Source organism: Streptomyces sp. NPDC057474 (genome assembly GCF_042802555.1).
Classification (GTDB): domain Bacteria; phylum Actinomycetota; class Actinomycetes; order Streptomycetales; family Streptomycetaceae; genus Streptomyces.
On record NZ_JBHVDX010000203.1, the window covers coordinates 1 to 19,159 of the forward strand.

Annotated in this window: 13 protein-coding genes and 1 pseudogene; 3 read left to right on the plus strand and 11 right to left on the minus strand. The window is 68.2% G+C overall.

What is annotated here, in order from left to right; all coding sequences use genetic code 11:
* Window positions 1–62 precede the first annotated feature (62 nt).
* Window positions 63–323, minus strand: a complete 261-nt coding sequence (locus ACFU53_RS37440) for a hypothetical protein (RefSeq protein WP_384003087.1) — start codon at window positions 321–323, stop codon at window positions 63–65.
* A 7-nt stretch (window positions 324–330) separates the two neighbouring features.
* Between ACFU53_RS37440 and ACFU53_RS37445 the strand changes: the two are divergent.
* Window positions 331–522: pseudogene (locus ACFU53_RS37445) on the plus strand (LytR family transcriptional regulator); the annotation flags it as partial.
* 118 nt (window positions 523–640) lie between these two features.
* On the opposite strand, the gene ACFU53_RS37450 reads toward ACFU53_RS37445, so the two are convergent.
* Window positions 641–1,762 (minus strand): hypothetical protein, encoded by a 1,122-nt coding sequence (locus ACFU53_RS37450; protein WP_384003090.1) that lies wholly within the window; start codon window positions 1,760–1,762, stop codon window positions 641–643.
* Window positions 1,763–1,906: 144 nt separating this feature from the next.
* On the opposite strand from ACFU53_RS37450, the gene ACFU53_RS37455 reads away from it, so the two are divergent.
* Window positions 1,907–2,281 (plus strand): NTP pyrophosphohydrolase, encoded by a 375-nt coding sequence (locus tag ACFU53_RS37455; protein WP_384003093.1) that lies wholly within the window; start codon window positions 1,907–1,909, stop codon window positions 2,279–2,281.
* Window positions 2,282–2,408: 127 nt separating this feature from the next.
* Here the strand turns inward: ACFU53_RS37455 and ACFU53_RS37460 are convergent, their stop codons facing one another.
* The 9 genes from ACFU53_RS37460 to ngcE all read right to left on the minus strand — a co-directional run bounded on the left by ACFU53_RS37460 (window position 2,409) and on the right by ngcE (window position 14,884).
* Window positions 2,409–3,932 (minus strand): amino acid permease, encoded by a 1,524-nt coding sequence (locus tag ACFU53_RS37460; RefSeq protein ID WP_384003096.1) that lies wholly within the window; start codon window positions 3,930–3,932, stop codon window positions 2,409–2,411.
* 181 nt (window positions 3,933–4,113) lie between these two features.
* Window positions 4,114–6,033 carry a 1-deoxy-D-xylulose-5-phosphate synthase gene (gene dxs / locus ACFU53_RS37465; protein WP_384003099.1) on the minus strand — a complete coding sequence of 640 codons (1,920 nt, stop codon included), beginning with the start codon at window positions 6,031–6,033 and terminating at the stop codon, window positions 4,114–4,116.
* A gap of 299 nt (window positions 6,034–6,332) precedes the next feature.
* A complete protein-coding gene (locus ACFU53_RS37470; protein WP_384003102.1) occupies window positions 6,333–7,664 on the minus strand; it encodes a sugar ABC transporter permease in 1,332 nt (443 codons plus the stop codon).
* On the minus strand, window positions 7,661–8,452 hold the full coding sequence (locus tag ACFU53_RS37475; protein ID WP_319127157.1) for an ATP-binding cassette domain-containing protein: 792 nt from the start codon (window positions 8,450–8,452) through the stop codon (window positions 7,661–7,663). The genes ACFU53_RS37470 and ACFU53_RS37475 overlap by 4 nt, the downstream gene beginning before the upstream one ends.
* Before the next feature lie 306 nt (window positions 8,453–8,758).
* The gene (locus ACFU53_RS37480) at window positions 8,759–9,862 is read right to left on the minus strand and encodes a sugar ABC transporter substrate-binding protein (RefSeq protein ID WP_384003106.1); all 1,104 of its coding nucleotides are present in this window, start codon (window positions 9,860–9,862) and stop codon (window positions 8,759–8,761) included.
* Between the two features lie 124 nt (window positions 9,863–9,986).
* A complete protein-coding gene (locus ACFU53_RS37485; RefSeq protein ID WP_384003109.1) occupies window positions 9,987–11,186 on the minus strand; it encodes an ROK family protein in 1,200 nt (399 codons plus the stop codon).
* Between the two features lie 201 nt (window positions 11,187–11,387).
* Window positions 11,388–12,320 (minus strand): carbohydrate ABC transporter permease, encoded by a 933-nt coding sequence (locus ACFU53_RS37490; RefSeq protein WP_384003112.1) that lies wholly within the window; start codon window positions 12,318–12,320, stop codon window positions 11,388–11,390.
* Between the two features lie 19 nt (window positions 12,321–12,339).
* The gene (locus ACFU53_RS37495) at window positions 12,340–13,269 is read right to left on the minus strand and encodes a carbohydrate ABC transporter permease (RefSeq protein ID WP_384003115.1); all 930 of its coding nucleotides are present in this window, start codon (window positions 13,267–13,269) and stop codon (window positions 12,340–12,342) included.
* 139 nt (window positions 13,270–13,408) lie between these two features.
* Entirely contained in the window at window positions 13,409–14,884 is a 1,476-nt protein-coding gene (ngcE, locus tag ACFU53_RS37500) for an N-acetylglucosamine/diacetylchitobiose ABC transporter substrate-binding protein (protein ID WP_384003119.1), read from the minus strand.
* A gap of 470 nt (window positions 14,885–15,354) precedes the next feature.
* Between ngcE and ACFU53_RS37505 the strand changes: the two genes are divergently transcribed.
* Window positions 15,355–19,152 (plus strand): GH92 family glycosyl hydrolase, encoded by a 3,798-nt coding sequence (locus tag ACFU53_RS37505; protein WP_384003122.1) that lies wholly within the window; start codon window positions 15,355–15,357, stop codon window positions 19,150–19,152.
* Window positions 19,153–19,159 lie beyond the last annotated feature (7 nt).

Consider the following 19,159-nt stretch of genomic DNA (forward strand, 5'->3'; position numbering starts at 1 on the left):
CGCTGCGGCGGGGGCCCTCTTCTGTCCCGGCGGCCACCGCGCCCAGGAGCACTCCGCCGCGCCTACCAGTCACCCGTGAAGGGCCGGTGCTCGCAGACGGCGTCGGCGCAGTCGTGCCGGGAGGCCCCGGACATCCTGATGGGGCTGTTCTCGGGGATGCCGACGACCTTGAACGTCCGTGCGGCGGCCGGGGATTCGGTGGCGGCGAAGAGGGCGACGACCTCGACGGTGTGGGCGCCGGAGCGCCAGGGGTGGGCGTGGGTGAAGGACCACTCGCCGCTGTCGTCGACCCCTGGCGCGCCGATGAGGATGCCGCGTTCCATAAGGTCGTCCCGCAGCATGAACGGTGTCGACCCCGCCGCCATGGAGACGATCATGCTCCCGGTCGAGTACGACAAGAGCGACCCCAACCGCGTCGTCGCCGCCGAACCCCAGGCGACCACCCTGTGGAAGGCGTTGCGGGAGGACAAGGAGATCCCGGAGTCGGCGAAGAAGTCCCCGGCCACTGGGGGCGCCCCGTAAGGGGCGCGGGGAACCGCGCGACCAGCCACACGCCACCCGCACTCGCACGTCCACCTGAAGCGGCAGACGAGTACGCGGTCAGTACGTGCCTGGCCTCCCCCGAAAAACGCCCCCGTCGTCAGACACGAACCGACGGCGCCAAGGCCAACCCACCCTCATCGTGCTGCCGGGCTGTCCGCAGCGCGCCCCCCGCATCGATCACCCCGAGCACCACCCGCCCGTACGCGTCACGTGCCAACGCCGGCACTCCCACGCAACGCTCGCCCGTCGGCGACCACCACACACCGGCCTGCTCGTTCTCCGTACCGCACGCCGCGAGCATGACCTGACCCTCGATGTCGCGATGGGCCAGCACCGTGCAGTCGTACCCGTCGAGCGGCGCCCGCAGCACGGCGACCGGGTCCTCGGCCGGTGCCCCACCCAACGGGATCACCCAGCCGCCCGGGCGATGGGCGACGACGCCCCCGGTCGCCGGGTCGGTCCAGTAGTACGTGGCCCGGTCGGGGCCGGTCTCCAGACCCACCGCGCTGCCGCGGACCACCGCGAGCGGGATGGTGGGCGCCTGGCTGAAGTTCCCGTCGGGCTTCTCCTGCGTCCAGCGCAGGATGAGGTCCTGGCCGCCGGCCATCGCCTCGACCCGCCCGGAGGAGTGCGCGACCACGGTCACCGGGTCCTGCACCCCGCTGCCCTTGAGGTCGGTCCAAGGGCTCCACTTGCCGCCGGTCAGCTCCCGGCGCAGCATGACACCGCCGCCCGCGTTGCGCGCGAAGACATGGACGCTGCCTTTGGCGCTCACGCCCCCGGTCGGTATCCCGAAGCGCGCGGCCTTCGCCGGGTCCTTGTGCGGGTTGCCCAGCGAACGCCACTCGGTGACGGGCCGACCCGTCTGGTACTGGATGGCGTGCACGACGTCCACGGCGGGCGGACCGCCGGCCTTCGGGACCTCGCGGCGGCCGAGGAAGTGCACGTAGGTGTCCGCGCCCTGCACGATGTGGAGGTCGGTCAGATTGGACACCGGGAAGAGTTCCGGACCGGTCCACTGCGGGCCGCCGGGCCGGGTCTGCGTCCAGCGCAGCAGCCCCGTGCGCCCACGGGCGTACGCGGTGAGCCGGCCGTCCTTGCCGAGGACGAGCCACGAACCGGCGAGGGTGGCCTCGGCCGTGTGCCGCCCGCCCCCGCCGTGCGCCGAGGTGTCGGCCGCCGCCCCTTGGGCAGCGGCGCGCCCGGATCTGGTCCGCATGACGTGACCTGCCCTTTCCATGACGCTCGGCGCGGCTCCCCGGCCGCCTTCTCGCACGGGAACGCGGAAGGCCGAGCGGCCCCCATCATAGGATGAACGTTTCACCAACCCCGTATGACGGCCGGGCATGCAACCCTGTCCCCCATGGACGCCCCCCTGCTCGTGATCGTCGACGCCGCCAACGTCATCGGCTCCGTCCCCGACGGCTGGTGGCGCGACCGACGCGGCGCGGCGGAACGCCTGCGCGACCGGCTCGCCCGGGACGGGGTCCCCGGCCGGGACGAGCCCGTCGAACTCGTGATGGTCGTCGAGGGCGCCGCCCGCGGCGTGGCACCGGCGCCCGGCGTTCGGGTCGAGGCGGCCCCCCGCAGCGGCGACGACCGCATCGTGGAACTGGTCGCCGAGGAGGCCCACGACCGCCCCTGCCTCGTCGTCACCGCCGACCGCGAACTGCGGCGCAGGGTTGGCGGGTTGGGTGCCGAGGTGACCGGTCCCCGGGCGGTGCGCGGGGAGTCCTGAACGGTCGTCCGTCAGCCCCGCGATGCGTGAGGCGGCCCGCCCCTGTGCAGCACGCGATCCGGCCCCGCAGTCCCGCGGGAAGCGGAACATACGGGGCCGGAGAGTCGGATCGGTTCCAAAGAGACGACTACTCGGTGTCGCGTCCAGGCGGCTTGAGAACATCTCCCGGCGCGGTCTCCTCATGGCGTCCGAGGCGGCTGTGCGAGCGGCCGTAGACGAAGTAGACGACGAAGCCGAGGACCATCCAGCCGGCGAAGCGGAGCCAGGTCTCGGTGGGCAGGTTGAGCATCAGCCACAGCGAGGCGCACACCGAGAGGATCGGGATGAAGGGCACCCACGGGGTGCGGAACGACCGGTGCAGGTCGGGGCGGGACTTGCGGAGGATGATGACGCCGATCGCGACGACCACGAAGGCGAACAGCGTGCCGATGTTCACCAGCTCGGCCAGCTCGCTCAGCGGGGTGAAGCCCGCGAGGACCGCGATGACCACACCGAGCAGGATGGTCGGCCGGTGCGGGGTCTTGAACCGGGGGTGGACGCGGGAGAAGAAGCGCGGCAGCAGCCCGTCACGGCTCATCGCGAAGAACACCCGGGTCTGACCGAGCAGCAGGATCATGCACACGGTCGTCAGGCCGACGGCGGCGCCGAAGCTGATGAAGCCCGCGAACCACGGATGCCCGGTGGCCTTGAAGGCGTCGGCGAGCGGCGCGGTCACCGACAGCTCGGTGTAGTGCTGCATGCCGGTCACGACGATCGACACCGCCACGTACAGCGTGGTGCAGATGATGAGGGAGCCGATGATGCCCCGGGGCATGTCGCGCTGCGGGTTCCTCGTCTCCTCGGCGGCCGTGGCGACGACGTCGAAGCCGATGAACGCGAAGAAGACGACGGAGGCGGCCGTGAAGATGCCCATCACACCGAAGTTGGAGGGCGCCCAGCCGAACATCAACTGGATGAGCGGCGATTGGAGGCTGTCGCCCGCGTCCACCGCCTGCGCCTTCGGGACGAACGGGTCGTAGTTGTCGCCCTTGACGAAGAAGGCGCCCGCGATGATCACGGTGAGAACGACCGTCACCTTGATGGCGACGACGAGGGAGGTGACCCGCGCGGAGAGCTTCGTGCCGAGCACGAGGATGACGGTGAGCACCAGGACGAGCGCGGCGGCGAGGATGTCGAAGCCGAAGCCGTCGGCCCCGTCTCTCGTGCTGAGCGCCGCAGGCAGCTCCCAGCCAGCGTTGGCCAGCAGCGAATGGATGTAGCCGGACCAGCCGACGGCCACCACCGCCGTCCCCAGGGCGAACTCGAGGACCAGGTCCCAGCCGATGATCCAGGCGGGCAGTTCCCCGAGGGAGGCGTACGAGAAGGTGTACGCGGACCCGGCGACCGGGACCGTGGACGCGAACTCCGCGTAGCAGAGGGCGGCGAGCGCGCAGACGACGCCGGCCACGACGAAGGCGAGGGCCACGGCGGGACCGGCGTTGTTCTTGGCCACCGTGCCGGTGAGGACGAAGATGCCGGTGCCGATGATGACACCGACGCCGAAGACCGTCAGATCCAGCGCGGACAAGGATTTCTTGAGCGCGTGCTCTGGTTCCTCGGTATCGAGGATGGACTGCTCGACCTTCTTCGTCCGGAAGAGTGTGCTGCTCACAGGCGTACCTCCCACGCTTGTCGTCCTCGACACGATCGAGAGGGGGCGATGGGGGTCCCCCGGTCGAGCGAAGCCGAGACTGGGGGAGCGTTTGCCCCGGCGCGAGCGGTTTCACGCGAATGGGCCGGTCTCACCACCGTAAAGGATGGCGAGACCGGCCCGAACAGCCCAACCGGACAGGTCAGTCGCGCGCGGGCTCCACCTCTGCGGCGGTGTCGTCGAACCGGCCGTCGATCTTGGAGACCAGCCCGGTGACCTGGCGGGCGATGTCGGGCGCGGTGAGCCCGATCTCGGCCAGGACCTCGGCGCGGGTGGCGTGGTCGAGGAAGCGCGGCGGGATGCCGAAGTCGCGCAGCGGGATGTCCACGCCGGCGTCGCGCAGCGCCTGGGCGACGGCCGAGCCGACGCCGCCGACGCGGGAGTTGTCCTCGACGGTGACGACCACGCGGTGCCTGTCGGCGAGCGGCGCCATGTGCTCGTCGACCGGCTTGACCCAGCGCGGGTCGACGACGGTCGTGGTGATCCCCTGCTTGTCGAGCAGGCCCGCGATCTCCAGGCACATCGGGGCGAGGGCACCGACGGAGACGAGGAGCACGTCCGGGGTGTCGGTGCCCGGCTCACGCAGCACGTCCATGCCGCCTACGCGGCGCAGGGCGGGTACGGCGGGGCCGACGGCGCCCTTGGAGAAGCGCACCACGGTCGGCGCGTCCGTGACCTCGACGGCCTCGCGCAGCTGGGCGCGGACCTGGTCGGCGTCACGCGGCGCGGCGAGCCTGAGCCCCGGCACGACCTGAAGGATCGACATGTCCCACATGCCGTTGTGCGAGGCCCCGTCGGTGCCCGTGACACCGGCCCGGTCCAGTACGAACGTCACCCCGCACCTGTGGAGGGCGACGTCCATCAGGACCTGGTCGAAGGCACGATTGAGGAATGTCGCGTAGACAGCGAAAACAGGATGCAGACCGCCCGTGGCGAGGCCCGCCGCCGACACGGCGGCGTGCTGCTCGGCGATGCCGACGTCGTACACCCGCTCGGGGAAGGCCTTGGCGAACCGGTCGAGGCCGACCGGCTGGAGCATGGCCGCCGTGATGGCGACGATGTCCTCGCGCTCCTTGCCGAGCTTCACCATCTCCTCGCCGAAGACGGAGGTCCAGTCGGCGCCGGAGGAGGCGATCGGCAGGCCCGTGTCCGGGTGGATCTTGCCGACGGCGTGGAAGCGGTCCGCCTCGTCCTGGAGGGCGGGCTGGTAGCCGCGGCCCTTCTCGGTGAGACAGTGCACGATGACCGGCCCGCCGAAGCGCTTGGCGCGGGACAGCGCGGACTCCAGGGCCTCGATGTCGTGACCGTCGATCGGCCCGACGTACTTGAGTCCCAGGTCCTCGAACATGCCCTGCGGGGCGATGAAGTCCTTCAGCCCCTTCTTGGCGCCGTGCAGCGTCTCGTAGAGCGGCCGGCCGACGACGGGCGTCCGCTCCAGCAGGTCCTTGCCGCGGGCCAGGAACCGCTCGTAGCCGTCGGTGGTCCGCAGGGTGGCCAGGTGGTTGGCGAGCCCGCCGATGGTCGGCGCGTACGAGCGCTCGTTGTCGTTGACGACGATGACCAGGGGCCGGTCCTTGGCGTCCGCGATGTTGTTGAGCGCCTCCCAGGCCATACCGCCGGTGAGCGCGCCGTCGCCGATGACCGCGACCACGTGGTCGTCACGTTTCAACACCTGGTTGGCCTTGGCGAGGCCGTCGGCCCAGCCCAGCACCGTGGAGGCGTGGCTGTTCTCGATGACGTCGTGCTCGGACTCGGCCTGCGAGGGGTAGCCGGAGAGGCCGCCCTTCATCTTCAGCTGCGAGAAGTCCTGGCGGCCGGTGAGGAGCTTGTGGACGTAGGACTGGTGACCCGTGTCCCAGAGCACCTTGTCCTTGGGCGAGTCGAAGACCCGGTGCAGGGCGATGGTGAGCTCGACCACGCCGAGGTTCGGGCCGAGGTGACCGCCGGTCTTCGACACCGCCTCGACGAGGAAGGTCCGGATCTCCTCCGCCAGCTGGTCCAACTCCTCCAGACTGAGCCGGTCCAGATCGCGCGGTCCCCTGATGCGGGTCAGCAGCGGCACCCGTGCCTCCTTGCGATAGTGCTGTTCGAGCGTTACCGGGCTCGTCGAAGTCTAATCTTCCGCGCACACGGCCAACCGCCGGGCGGTCGACTCCTGCGTCACGCAAACGGCCGTAAACCATCCTGCGCAGACGTACCCGTACGAAACGTCCGACAACAAGGAGAAGTGCCCGGCACCAAGATTGATGCCGAGCACTTGTTCGCCAAGGGACCGCAGCGCCCTGCTGTCAGGGGCGCGGGGAACTGCGCGACCAGCCACCAACGGCCGGTACTCGCAAGCCCACCGCACCCCAGAGACGCTTAGGCGCGCCCCGCAGCCTTCTGACTCCGGCGCGAGACGGAGTCGATGACCACCGCACCCAGAAGCACCGCACCCGTGATCATGTACTGGATCGACTGGTTCATGTTCAGCAGGTCGAGGCCCGTCTGGATCGACTGGATGACCAGCATGCCGAGCAGCGCCGACCACACCGACCCACGCCCACCGAAGAGGCTGGTGCCGCCGATGACGGCCGCGGCGATCGCGAGCATCAGGATGTTGCCGCCGCCGGCGGACAGCGTCGCACTCGCGGTCTGACCGGCGAAGAACATACCGCCGATCGCCGCGAAGCCACCGGAGATGGCGAACACGGAGATCCGGATCATCGGCACGTTGATACCGGCACGGCGGGCCGCCTCGATGCCGCCGCCGACCGCGAACACCTTGCGGCCGTACGTCGTACGACGCAGCACGAAGTCCACGATCACCAGCGCCGCGAGGAAGATCACCAGCGCGTTGGAGACACCGGACGCGTTGTTGAGCACGGCAGCGGCGGCGAAGGAGGCGACGGCGAGCGCGCCGACGCGCAGCAGGATCTCGCTGGTCGGCCGGAACGGCACACCCGCGGCCCGACGGCGGCGCTGTTCGTTGAAGTTGCCGACGAGGGAGAGCGCCACGGCGAGGCCGGCCAGGATGTACGCGCCGATGATGGCCTGGTCCATGAAGAAGGAGCTCTGGCCGAGCAGGCGGACCGGGCCCTCGTCGGAGGGGATGTTGATCGTGCCGCTCTCGCCCAGCAGCCACAGCATCACGCCGTTCCAGCCGAGGAAGCCGGCCAGGGTGACGACGAACGCCGGTACACCGATTTTGGCGAAGAACCAGCCGTGCAGCGCGCCGATGGCGATACCGGTGAGGATCGCGAGGACCAGCGACAGCCAGGCGTTCATGCCCTCGTTCACCACGAACACGGCGAACACGGTGGAGGCCAGACCGCTGACCGAGCCCACCGACAGATCGATCTCACCGAGCAGCAGCACGAACACCAGGCCGATGGCGAGCATGCCGGTGGCCGACAGGAAGTAGCTGATGTTCGAGAGGTTGTCGGCGCTCAGGAAGCGGTCGTTCTGCAGCTGGAAGATCGTCCAGATGACGATCAGGCCGATGACCACCGGCAGCGAGCCCAGCTCGCCGCCCTTCACCTTGCGCTTGAACTCGGTGAGGTAGCCCTTGAGGCCCTCTTCGCGGACCAGCAGACGCGGGTCGACGACGGTGACCGGCGCGGCTGTGGGGTCGTCGGCGGGGGCGACCGTGGTCTGACCCTCCGCGGCGCCCTTGGCGGAATCGCTCTTCACGGTCTTGGACGTGTCGCTCACTTTGCCGCCTCCGTGGTGCGCCGCCCCGCGCGACGGGTCACGGCGTTGTCCGTGGCACCCGTGATCGCGGCGATGATCTCTTCGTGGCTGGTGTCCTTCACGGAGAAGGAGCCGTTGTTCTTGCCCAGGCGCAGGACGGCCACGGTGTCCGCGACCGCCTTGACATCGGCCATGTTGTGGCTGATGAGGATGACGGCGAGGTTGCGCTCGCGCAGCCGCTCGACCAGGTCGAGGACCTGCGCGGTCTGCTCGACGCCGAGGGCGGCGGTGGGCTCGTCCAGGATGACGAGCTTGGGGTCGCCGATGAGGGCGCGGGCGATGGCGACGACCTGGCGCTGACCGCCCGAGAGGCTCGCGATCGGGATGCGCACGCTCGGGATCCGGATCGAGAGCGTGGACAGCAGCTCGCGGGAGTTCTTCTCCATCGACACCTCGTCGATGACGCCCCGGTGCAGCAGCTCGCGCCCGAGGTAGAGGTTGCCGACGACGTCGAGGTTGTCGCAGAGCGCGAGGTCCTGGTAGACCGTCGCGACGCCGAGGCCCTGGGCGTCGTGCGGCTTGTTGATCTTCACCGGGCCGCCCTGCCACTCGATGACGCCCTCATCGATGGGGTGGACACCCGCGATCGTCTTGACCAGGGTGGACTTTCCTGCGCCGTTGTCGCCCACCAGGGCGACCACTTCTCCGGCGTGAACCTCCAGATCGACGTCGGTGAGTGCCTGCACCGCACCGAATCGCTTGGAGACTCCGCGCAACGCCAGCACGGGCGTAGCGGACACGTGAACCATCTCCTTCGCCGCCTGACCGGCGGGGATGCCGCGCTTGTAATCAGGCGCGGAGGACTGTGCGTGACGCACAAGGCTTACAGGGTGAACATGCGTAGACCGCCGCGCTCTCCGACGCCCTGAAGGGGCGCGGGGAACTGCGCGACCAGCCGCGACGGTGCCGCAGACGAGCGACGGCACATCGCGGCACTTTCAGCGGAGCGCTTCGGCAGCGGGTTCCGTCCGGCGCCCGCCCCGGAAGCGGGGTCTGAAGTGGGGCGGGCGCCGGACAGGTTCTACGGGACCGCGGGGCGGTCTCGCCTCGAAGGACTACTCGAGGCCGGCCTCCTTGCAGGCCTTGGCGTACTCGGCGGTGCAGATGTCGGCGACCGTGTACAGGCCGTCCTTGACCACCGTGTCGTTGATGTTCTCCTTGGTGACGGAGACCGGGGTCAGCAGCTTCGCCTGGACCTTGTCGCCGGAGCCGCTGGTCACCTCGGTGTCGGCCAGGGACTTGATGTCCTTGCCCTCCAGCAGGTTGACGGCGAGCTCGGCGGCCGTGTCGGCCTCGGGCTTGTAGGCCTTGTAGACCGTGGCGGCCTGGGTGCCGAGGACGATCCGCTGGATGGCCGCGAGCTCGGCGTCCTGACCGGTCAGCGGGATGCTGCTGATCTTCGCACCCTTGAGGGTGTTGGCGATGCCACCGGCCATGCCGTCGTTGGCGGCGTAGACGCCCGCGATGTTCTTGGCGCCCAGCTGGGTGATCGCCGCGGACATCTTCTGGGCCGCGACGGTGTCCTTCCACAGGCCGGACTGCTCGTAGGCGATGTCGACCTTGCCGTCGAGGACCTTGTGCGCGCCCTCCTTGAACTGACCGGCGTTCGGGTCGGCGTCGTCACCGTTGATCATGACGACCTTGGACTTGGCGGTCGCCTTGTCGCCGAGCGCGTCGAGCAGGGCCTGGCCCTGGAGCTCGCCGACCTTGACGTTGTCGAAGGAGACGTAGGCCGAGACCGGGCCCTGCGCGAGGCGGTCGTACGCGACGACCTTGACGCCCTTGTCCACCGCCGACTGGATGGAGGACTTGATGGCGGCGGAGTCCTGGGCGGAGACCACGATGACCTTCACGCCCTTGGTCACCATGGTGCTCATCTGCTGGGCCTGCTTGGTCGGGTCGGCTGCGGCGTTCGCGTAGTCGACCTTGCAGTCGGAGCACAGCTCCTTGACCTTGTCCTCGAAGTAAGGCCGGTCGAACTTCTCGTAGCGCGCGGTGACGTTGTCGGGCAGGAGCAGGCCGATGGACTTGCTGTCCGAGCCGCTGTCACTGCCACTGCCCGAGTCGTTGTCGTCGCCGGCCTTGCCACAGGCGGCGACGGAGAGCGCCAGCGAAACCGCTGTGGCGCCGATCGCGACTCTACGCATCGTTGCGTTCATTTGGGTTGTGCCTCCCTGACACGGGCCGCAGCACTGCGGCCGAGGTGGCTGGAAGTCAACTCGGCCACACGTGCGACGTCAAGAAGTAAATCCTTAACGGGTTGGCAACGGCGTGTTTCGTTCTCTAAGTGAAGACAGGGGTTGCTGCGGAGAGGGTCCCGTCCAAAAGGGTCGAATCACCCATCTCACTGAGGGCCAGGGCCAGGGCCCCGAGGACCTCGGCACGGCCGCCAAGCGCCCCTGGCAGCACTGAGAGTTGACGTGCGGCACTCGGGATCGCGTACCGGCCGACCGACTCCCTTATGGGTCCGAGAACCAGCTCTCCGGCCTCGGCGAGATCGCCGCCGAGAACCACGCGGCTCGGGTTCAACAGATTGCAGAGATTGGCGACTCCACTTCCGATGTGTCGGCCGACGTCGGCGATCACCCGACGGCAGCCCGGGTCCCCGTCCCGCGCCAGCCGTACGACCCCTTCCATGGTCAGATCGGTGCCGTGGCTGGACTGGAGGAGCGGCAGCACATAGCGCGCGGCGGCGAAGGTCTCCAGACAGCCCCGGTTGCCGCAGCGGCAGACCGGGCCGGATTCATCAAGAGTAATATGCCCGATTTCTCCCGCTGTGCCACCCGGGCCCCTGTAGATCTTGCCATCGATCACCAGTCCGGCACCAACGCCGCTGGACACCTTGATGTAGGCCAGGTCCCGCACCCCCCGGCCACTGCCCCAGACGAGTTCGCCGAGGGCGCCGAGATTGGCGTCGTTGTCCACGTGCACCGTCACCCCGAGGCGGTCGCGCATCTCGGCGGCGGGCTTGGTGCCGGTCCAGCCGGGCAGGATGGCGGTGGAGCCGAGCGACCCGGACTCCACGTCGATCGGGCCGGGCACACCGAGGCCCACGCCCGCGATCTTCGTACGATCCACGCCGATGGCCTCGATCAGCCGGGTGACCAGCTGCTCCGCCCGGTCGAAGCCCTGGGTCGAGGAGGCGTCCACGTCGAGCGGCTCGGACTCCTCGGCCAGTACCTGATGGGCGAGGTTCCCGATCGCGACGCGCAAATGCGTATGCCCGAAGTCCACGCCGATCACGATCCCGGCGTCCCCGCTGAGCGAGACCGCGCGCGCCCGGCGGCCGCCCGCCGACGTGGGCGTGACCTCGACGGTTCCACCCTCCTTCAGCTCGCGCACGATGTTGGAAACCGTGGCGGCGGACAGGCCGGTCGTCCTGGCGATCTCCGCCTGCGTGAGCGACCCGGCGAGCCGCACCGCCCGTACGACGCGCTCGAGATTTGCTCGGTGCAGCGACGACTGCGACCCCGGAGTCTCCATCGACTCATCCACTCCTGTCCCAGGCCGGGCGGCCCGCACGCCGCCCGTGACCCAGGTCACAGCCAGGAACCCGGGTCACTTACAAGTTGTGAACTCCAAGCTCCGCTGAACGGGTTACCGCAGTCAAGTCCTTGACGGAAACTGGGGTCGCCGAATGACCACTAAATGTCACTCTGCGGCTACTTGGGGTCCCCGGACGGGCTACTTGAGGGTCGCGGAGGTGAGGCCGGCCTGGACCTGGCGCTGGAAGGAGAGGTAGACGACGAGCATGGGGATCATGGCGATGGTGACACCGGCGAAGAGGACGGGCAGGTCGGAGGCGTAGCCCTGCTGCTGCTGAAGCTGGATGAGGCCCTGGGTGAGGACGTACCGCTCGGGATCGTCGCCGCTCTGCGGCTGCATGAGGACCGTGGGCAGGATGAACTGGTTCCACTGACCCAAGGTGTTGAAGATCCCCACACTGATCAGCCCCGGCTTGGCCATCGGCAGCATGACCTGGAAGAACGTCCGGGTGTGCGAGGCCCCGTCGAGGATGGCCGCCTCGAAGACCGCGGTGGGCAGCGTCCGGAAGAACGCGTGCATGAAGAACACGGTGAACGGCAGCGAGTAGGCGACGTACACCAGGATCAGTCCCTGGTAGGTGTTCAGCATGTCCAGCCGTTTGACCATGAAGAACAGCGGCACCAGGGCCAGGAACACGGGGAACATCGCGCCGGCGACGAAGAAGTAGTACAGCAGCCGGTTGCCCCGGAACGGGTAGCGGGCCAGGACGTACGCGGCCATGGAGCCGAACAGCATGGTCAGCGGCACCGAGAAGACCAGCACGATGACCGTGTTGACGAAGTAGTCGCCGATGCCCTTGTCCCAGGCGCGGGAGAAGACGTCCAGGGACCAGTTCTCGGGCCAGCCGAAGGCCGAGCCGCCGATCTGGGCGTCGGTCTTGAAGGAGCTGAGCACCAGCCACAGCAGCGGCAGCACGATCAGCAGGGCCCACAGGGCGAGGAAGCCGTGCGAGAAGACGTTCAGGACGACGCCTTCGCCACGGTCGTCGCCGGGCCCGGTCCCGCGTCTGGTCACGGTCGGGCCGGTGGGGACCGAGTCGCCGCGCGAGGCGGTCTTGAGGGGTGCACTCATTTTGTGTCGTCTCTCCCGCTCAGAACTCGACGCGCTCGCGACGGGTGGCGCGCAGCATGACCACCGACACGATCAGGGTGAGGAGCAGCATCACGACGCCCATCGCGCAGGCGTAGCCACTCCTGCCGTACAGCAGGAAGTTCCGCATCATCACGGTCGCCATGACCTCGCTGTGGTGGTCGGGGCCGCCCCCGTACTCGCCCGCGGTCATGGTCGAGACCAGGATGAACATGTCCATCGCCGCGATGCCGAGATAGACCCAGGCGGTCTGCACGGAGTCCCACAGCAGCGGCAGGGTGATGCGGAAGAACGTGTGGGCGCGACCGGCACCGTCGATCAGCGCGGCCTCGTAGATGTCTCTCGGGATGGCCTGCATGGCGGCGGAGAACAGCACGAGGTAGAAGCCGACGCCGTGCCAGACGACGACCAGGATGAGCGCCCAGACCACGTAGTTCGGCTCGTTCAGCCACTCGACGGGGCTGCTCTCGTCGACCAGCCCCAGTCGCATCAGGAAGCCGTTGAGCATGCCGCCGCTGTCGCTGCGGTACACGGCCCCGAACAGCACCGCGAGGATCGCCAGCGACAGCACCTGCGGGAAGAAGTAAACGATCTTGTAGAACCCCGACCCGGCGACCCCCGAGACCCCGCCGGCCCGGCCGCGCCCGCCCGCGTTCAGCATGAACGCGAAGAACAGGGCAAGCAGGATGGTGATCACCGGGATGAACACCAGGAACAGGATGTTGTGCCAGATCGCCTGGAGGAAGATGTCGTCCTCGAACAACGCCGTGTAGTTGTCCAGGCCGATGAAGGAGAACGTCTGTGACTGCCCCTTCCAGTCCGTCAGCGAATAGCCGAAGGTCTGGATGTACGGCCAGATCACGAAGATCACATAAAGCGCCACGGGGACCAGGAGAAACCCCGCGACGAACCGGTTCTGCCCTTTACGCATTGGCGTTTCCCTGCCTCGGGTTCCATGAGACGAAAGGCGCGCCCCTGTCTTTTCAGGGGCGCGGGGAACTGCGCGACAGAGCCACGACGAACCCGCAGCTCATCACAGCGCGCAGCTCCCACGGCGCTCCGACGCCCCACTAATCCCGACGGTTCTTCTTGGACTCCGGATCCTTCGCCTGCTTGTCCACCGCGGCCTGCGCCCGCTTCAACCACTCGGCCGGCTGAATCCGCTTCGCCATCAATTCGTTCGACGCGTTCTGGATCGCCGTGTCCATCTCGCTGTACCACTCGGTGTACAGGTAGCGGAACGTGTCGTCACCGGCGGCCTTGGACACTTCCACCGTCGACTGCGTACCCGGCCGCAACGAGACCCCGGTGTCGACGCCGTCCTTCACGATCGTCAGGGAGTTCGCCTCCTTGGCGAACAGCGTCGACCACTCCTTGGAGAGCATCATCCGCATGAACTCCTTGGCCGCCGGCAGGTTCTTCGCCTTGGCCGGGATGATGAACGGCTCCCCGGAGCCGGCCCGGATCGCCTCGAACGGCATCACGCTGTCCGGCAGCACGGGCATCGGCATGAACGTCATGTCGAAGTCGTCCGGCGTCTGCTTCAGCTGCTCGTTCTCCAGCCAGGAGCCGGAGGTGATGAACACGGCCTTGTACTGGTTCCAACGGGCCTGGGAATCCGTGTGGGTGAGGCCGTTCGTGCCGGGCATCAGATAGCCCTTCTCGACGACCTCGTAGATCGCCTCGACACCGGCCTTCGCGGCGTCGGAGCCGACGAACGCCTTCGGGTCGAGGTTGTCGATCGCCTTCATGGCGTCCAGGCCGCCCGTCTTGGCGATCAGGTCCATGATGGCGACGTTGATGTAGTACGGGTACTTGCCCTGGTGGGCGAGGCCGCCGATGCCCTTGGCCTTGGCCTCCTTGCAGAGGGTGAGGAAGTCGGCCCAGGTCTTGGGCTCCTCCCAGCCGTTCTCCTTGAAGAGCTTTCCGGAGTACCACAGGCCCCACACCGTGTAGATGTAGTTCAGGGCGACGACCTTGCCCTCCTGCATGCCCGCGTCGAGCGTGCCGGCGATCAGCGTGTCGCGGACCTTCTTGCCCGGGTCGTCGAGCGAGGGCGCGTCCAGGACCTCGGCGAGGTCGAGGAGCTGGCCGTTCTTGTAGAGGACGTCGATCTTGATCTTCTGGGCGCCGGAGTTGTCGACGATGTCCGGCGGGTTGCCCGCGTTGAACCGCGGCTGCAGCTTGCCGGTGATCTCCTGGGTGCCGGTGTGGGTGGAGTTGACCCCCCACTTCTTCTGGAAGGCGGCCTCCCAGGCCTTGGCGTAGGCGTCGCCGTAGCCGCCCTTGAAGATGACGACGTCGAGCTTGCTGCCCTTCTTGACGCCGAAGGGGTTCGACTCGCTGGTCTCGCCCTGGGTGTCCTCGGAGGTGTCGTCGTCTCCGCCACCCCCGCTGGCACACGCGGACAGGAAGCTCATCGTCGGAACGGTGATCAGGCCCAGCGCAGCGGAACGCTTGATCAGGTCGCGGCGGCCGACGCCTTCGGGGTCGGTGGTGCCGACACCCTCGGGGCCGTTGTCGTTCTCAGCGGCAGTGGATCCCATGCCAAGTCCTCGCCTTCTCCAGGACTCAGGCGGTGAACCGGATCCTCCCGGCACCGCGGTCGATTCAAGCTGGGGTCGTGCGTGAGGATTCAACAGGGGCAAGACGGCGGTCGGCGCACGGACACGTCCGCGACCACCGGTAATTCCCCCAGGTCGTGCCTGTCCACGGTTGTGCGACCACTATGCGGACGCCGACAGGTATAGTCCACTTCCCGCCGGGGGGGCAAGATCGAATGCAAGGTTCGCCATCGGTCTTTTCCGAGTTGAGACCTCTCGGAAATATGAGCGGCCTTGCGCCACCTGACCGGAAAATCCCCGCCATTCGACCCGGATGGCGCACGCAACACCCTTGACACCACTCGCCACTTCAACCCCTACTGGTCCCTGCGTTACACCGTCGACAACGTTGTCCTTTTCTGATCATTTCTTGATCGAAAACAGTCTGCTGGACGTAGGGAGGGTGCTCGCTGATGCGGCACAGACGGGGTTCCACGGCGGCGCTAGGCGCCGCCGCGTTCGCTCTGGTGGTGGCCTCGCAGGGCGCGGCCGTCGCGTTACCGGACCGACCGACGGCCGGGGAGCGGGAGTTCAGCTCCTCGTTCGAACCGGACGACCCGGCTCCGGACTGGCTCAGCACGGTCGACATGGCACCCGACGGCTCCGCGCGAGCCTCCGGCGTCGACGGCGGCTACACCACCGGCATCCCGGGCAACATCACCGACCATGTCACCGACGTCCGGGCCAGCGGCGAGAACGCGAGCAGCGGCGAGGTGAAGGAGAACCTCGTCGACGGCGAGTCCGGCACCAAGTGGCTCACCTTCCAGCCCACCGGCTGGGCCGAGTTCGACCTCGACAGGCCGGCCAAGGTGGTGACCTACGCGCTGACCTCGGCGAACGACTTCGAGACTCGCGACCCGAAGGACTGGACCCTCCAGGGCTCCACCGACGGCAAGGAGTGGAAGGCCCTCGACACCCGCTCCGGCGAACGCTTCGGGGAACGGTTCGAGACGAAGTCGTACGACATCGCCGGCGACGGGGTGGCGGAGTACCGGCACTTCCGGCTCGACATCACCGGGAACAACGGCGCCTCCATGATCACCCAGCTCGCCGATGTGCAGTTCTCGACGGGCGGCGGGCAGGCGCCCGCGCCTAAGGAGATGCTGTCGCTGGTCGACCGGGGGCCGAGCGGCTCGGCGACCGCGAAGGCCGGCGCGGGCTTCACCGGCAAGCGGGCCCTCAGGTACGCCGGCAGGCACACGGCGGACGGCCGGGCGTACTCGTACAACAAGGTCTTCGACGTGAACGTGGCCGTCGAACGGAACACCGAGCTGGCGTACCGGATCTTCCCGTCGATGGCGGACGGCGATCTGGACTACGACGCCACGAACGTGTCGGTCGACCTGGTCTTCACCGACGGCACCTCGCTCAGCGGCCTGCGGGCGGTGGACAGCCACGGCTTCCCGCTGTCGCCGCGCGGACAGGGCGCGGCGAAGGTGCTGTACGTCAACCAGTGGAACGACGTGGTCGCGCGGATCGGCTCGGTCGCGGCAGGCCGGACCGTGGACCGCATCCTGGTGGCGTACGACTCCCCGAAGGGCCCGGCGAGGTTCCGCGGCTGGATCGACGACGTGACGCTGCGGGTGCGCGCGCCCGAGCGGCCGAAGGCGCATCTTTCCGACTACGCGGTGACCACCAGGGGAACGAATTCCAGCGGCGGTTTCTCCCGTGGCAACAATTTCCCGGCGACTGCGGTGCCCCATGGCTTCAACTTCTGGACACCGGTGACCAACGCGGGCTCGCTGAGCTGGCTGTACGACTACGCGCGGGCCAACAACGCGGACAACCTGCCGACCATCCAGGCGTTCAGCGCGAGTCATGAGCCGAGCCCCTGGATGGGCGACCGGCAGACCTTCCAGGTGATGCCCTCGGCCGCCGCCGGCACCCCCGAACTGAGCCGTACGGCACGGGCGTTGGCCTTCCGGCACGAGAACGAGACGGCCCGGCCGTACTACTACGGGGTGCGCTTCGAGAACGGCGTCAAGGCCGAGATGGCGCCCACGGACCACGCGGCGGCGCTGCGCTTCACCTACCCCGGCGACGACGCGAGCGTCCTCTTCGACAATGTGACGGACCAGGCGGGACTGACCCTGGACAGGGACTCGGGGGTCGTGACGGGCTTCTCGGATGTGAAGTCGGGGCTTTCGACGGGCGCGACCCGACTCTTCGTCCACGGGGTATTCGACGCACCGGTCACGGACGGCGACTCGAGCGGTGTGAAGGGCCACCTCCGCTTCGACGCGGGCGAGGACCGCGCGGTGACGCTCCGGCTGGCCACCTCCCTCATCAGCCTCGACCAGGCGAAGGACAACCTGCGCCAGGAGATCCCGGACGGCACGTCCTTCGAGACGGTGAAGGACCGGGCGTGGGCGCAGTGGGACCGCGTCCTGGGGAAGGTGGAGGTCGAAGGGGCGACCCCCGACCAGCTCACCACGCTGTACTCCAACCTCTACCGCCTGTACCTGTACCCCAACTCCGGCTTCGAGAAGGTGGGTTCGAAGTTCCAATACGCCTCGCCCTTCTCCCCCATGACCGGCCAGGACACCCCGACACACACCGGCGCGAAGATCGTCGACGGCAAGGTGTACGTCAACAACGGGTTCTGGGACACCTATCGGACGACCTGGCCCGCGTACTCACTCCTGACGCCTGATCAGGCGGGCGAGATGGTCGACGGTTTCGTGCAGCAGTACAGGGACGGCGGCTGGACCTCCCGCTGGTCCTCCCCCGGCTACGCGGACCTGATGACCGGCACCTCGTCGGACGTGGCGTTCGCGGACGCGTATGTGAAGGGGGTCGGCTTCGACGCGAAGTCGGCGTACGAGGCTGCCCTGAAGAACGCCACGGTCGTCCCGCCGTCGGCGGGCGTCGGCCGCAAGGGCATGGCCACCTCGCCGTTCCTCGGCTACACCAGCACGGACACCCACGAGGGCCTGTCCTGGGCGCTGGAGGGTTATCTGAACGACTACGGCATCGCCCGGATGGGCCAGGCCCTGTACCGGAAGACGGGCGAGAAGCGCTACCAGGAGGAGGCCGCGTACTTCCTCAACAGGGCGCAGGGGTATGTGGAGTTGTTCGATGAGGAGGCCGGGTTCTTCCAGGGCCGGGACGGCAACGGGGCCTGGCGGGTCGACTCCTCGAAGTACGACCCCCGTGTCTGGGGCCACGACTACACCGAGACCAACGGCTGGGGCTACGCCTTCACCGCACCGCAGGACAGCAAGGGCCTGGCCAACCTGTACGGCGGCCGCGGCGGGCTGGCGGAGAAGCTGGACACCTACTTCTCCACCCCGGAGACGGCCTCCCCCGACTTCGTCGGCTCCTACGGCGGAGTCATCCACGAGATGACCGAGGCCCGTGACGTACGCATGGGTATGTACGGCCACTCCAACCAGGTCGCCCACCACGCGATCTACATGTACGACGCCGCCGGGCAGCCCTGGAAGGCCCAGGAGAAGGTCCGCGAGGTGCTCTCCCGCCTCTATGCCGGCAGCGACATCGGGCAGGGCTACCACGGCGACGAGGACAACGGCGAGCAGTCCGCCTGGTACCTCTTCTCCGCGCTCGGCTTCTACCCGCTGGTGATGGGCAGCGGCGAATACGCCGTCGGCTCCCCGCTGTTCACCAAGGCGACCGTCCATCTGGAGAACGGCAGGGACCTGGTGGTCGAGGCCCCGAAGAACAGCGGGAAGAACGTGTACGTGCAGGGCCTGAAGGTCAACGGCAAGGCCTGGACGTCGACTTCGCTGCCGCACTCGCTCATCTCCAGGGGCGGCGTGCTGAAGTTCGACATGGGCCCGAAGCCGTCCCGCTGGGGCACCGGCGAGAGCGCGGCCCCGGTGTCGATCACGAAGAACGACAAGGCGCCGACCCCTCGCTCGGACGCCATCGAGGGCGACGGCGAACTCTTCGACAACACGTCGTCGACGAAGGCGTCCGTGGAGACGGTGTCACTGCCGACTCCCGCCCGAACCAAGGCGGTTCAGTACACACTGACCTCCGCCGACCGTACCGATGCCCCGGCCGGCTGGACCCTCCAGGCTTCCACGGACGGCACCACCTGGAAGACCCTCGACAAACGCTCCGGCGAATCCTTCGCCTGGGACCGCCAGACCCGCGCCTTCTCCGTCCCCGTTCCGCAGGCGTACGACCACTACCGGCTGGTCCTCGACGACGCGGCGACATTGGCGGAGGTGGAGCTGCTGTCCTGACAGCAGG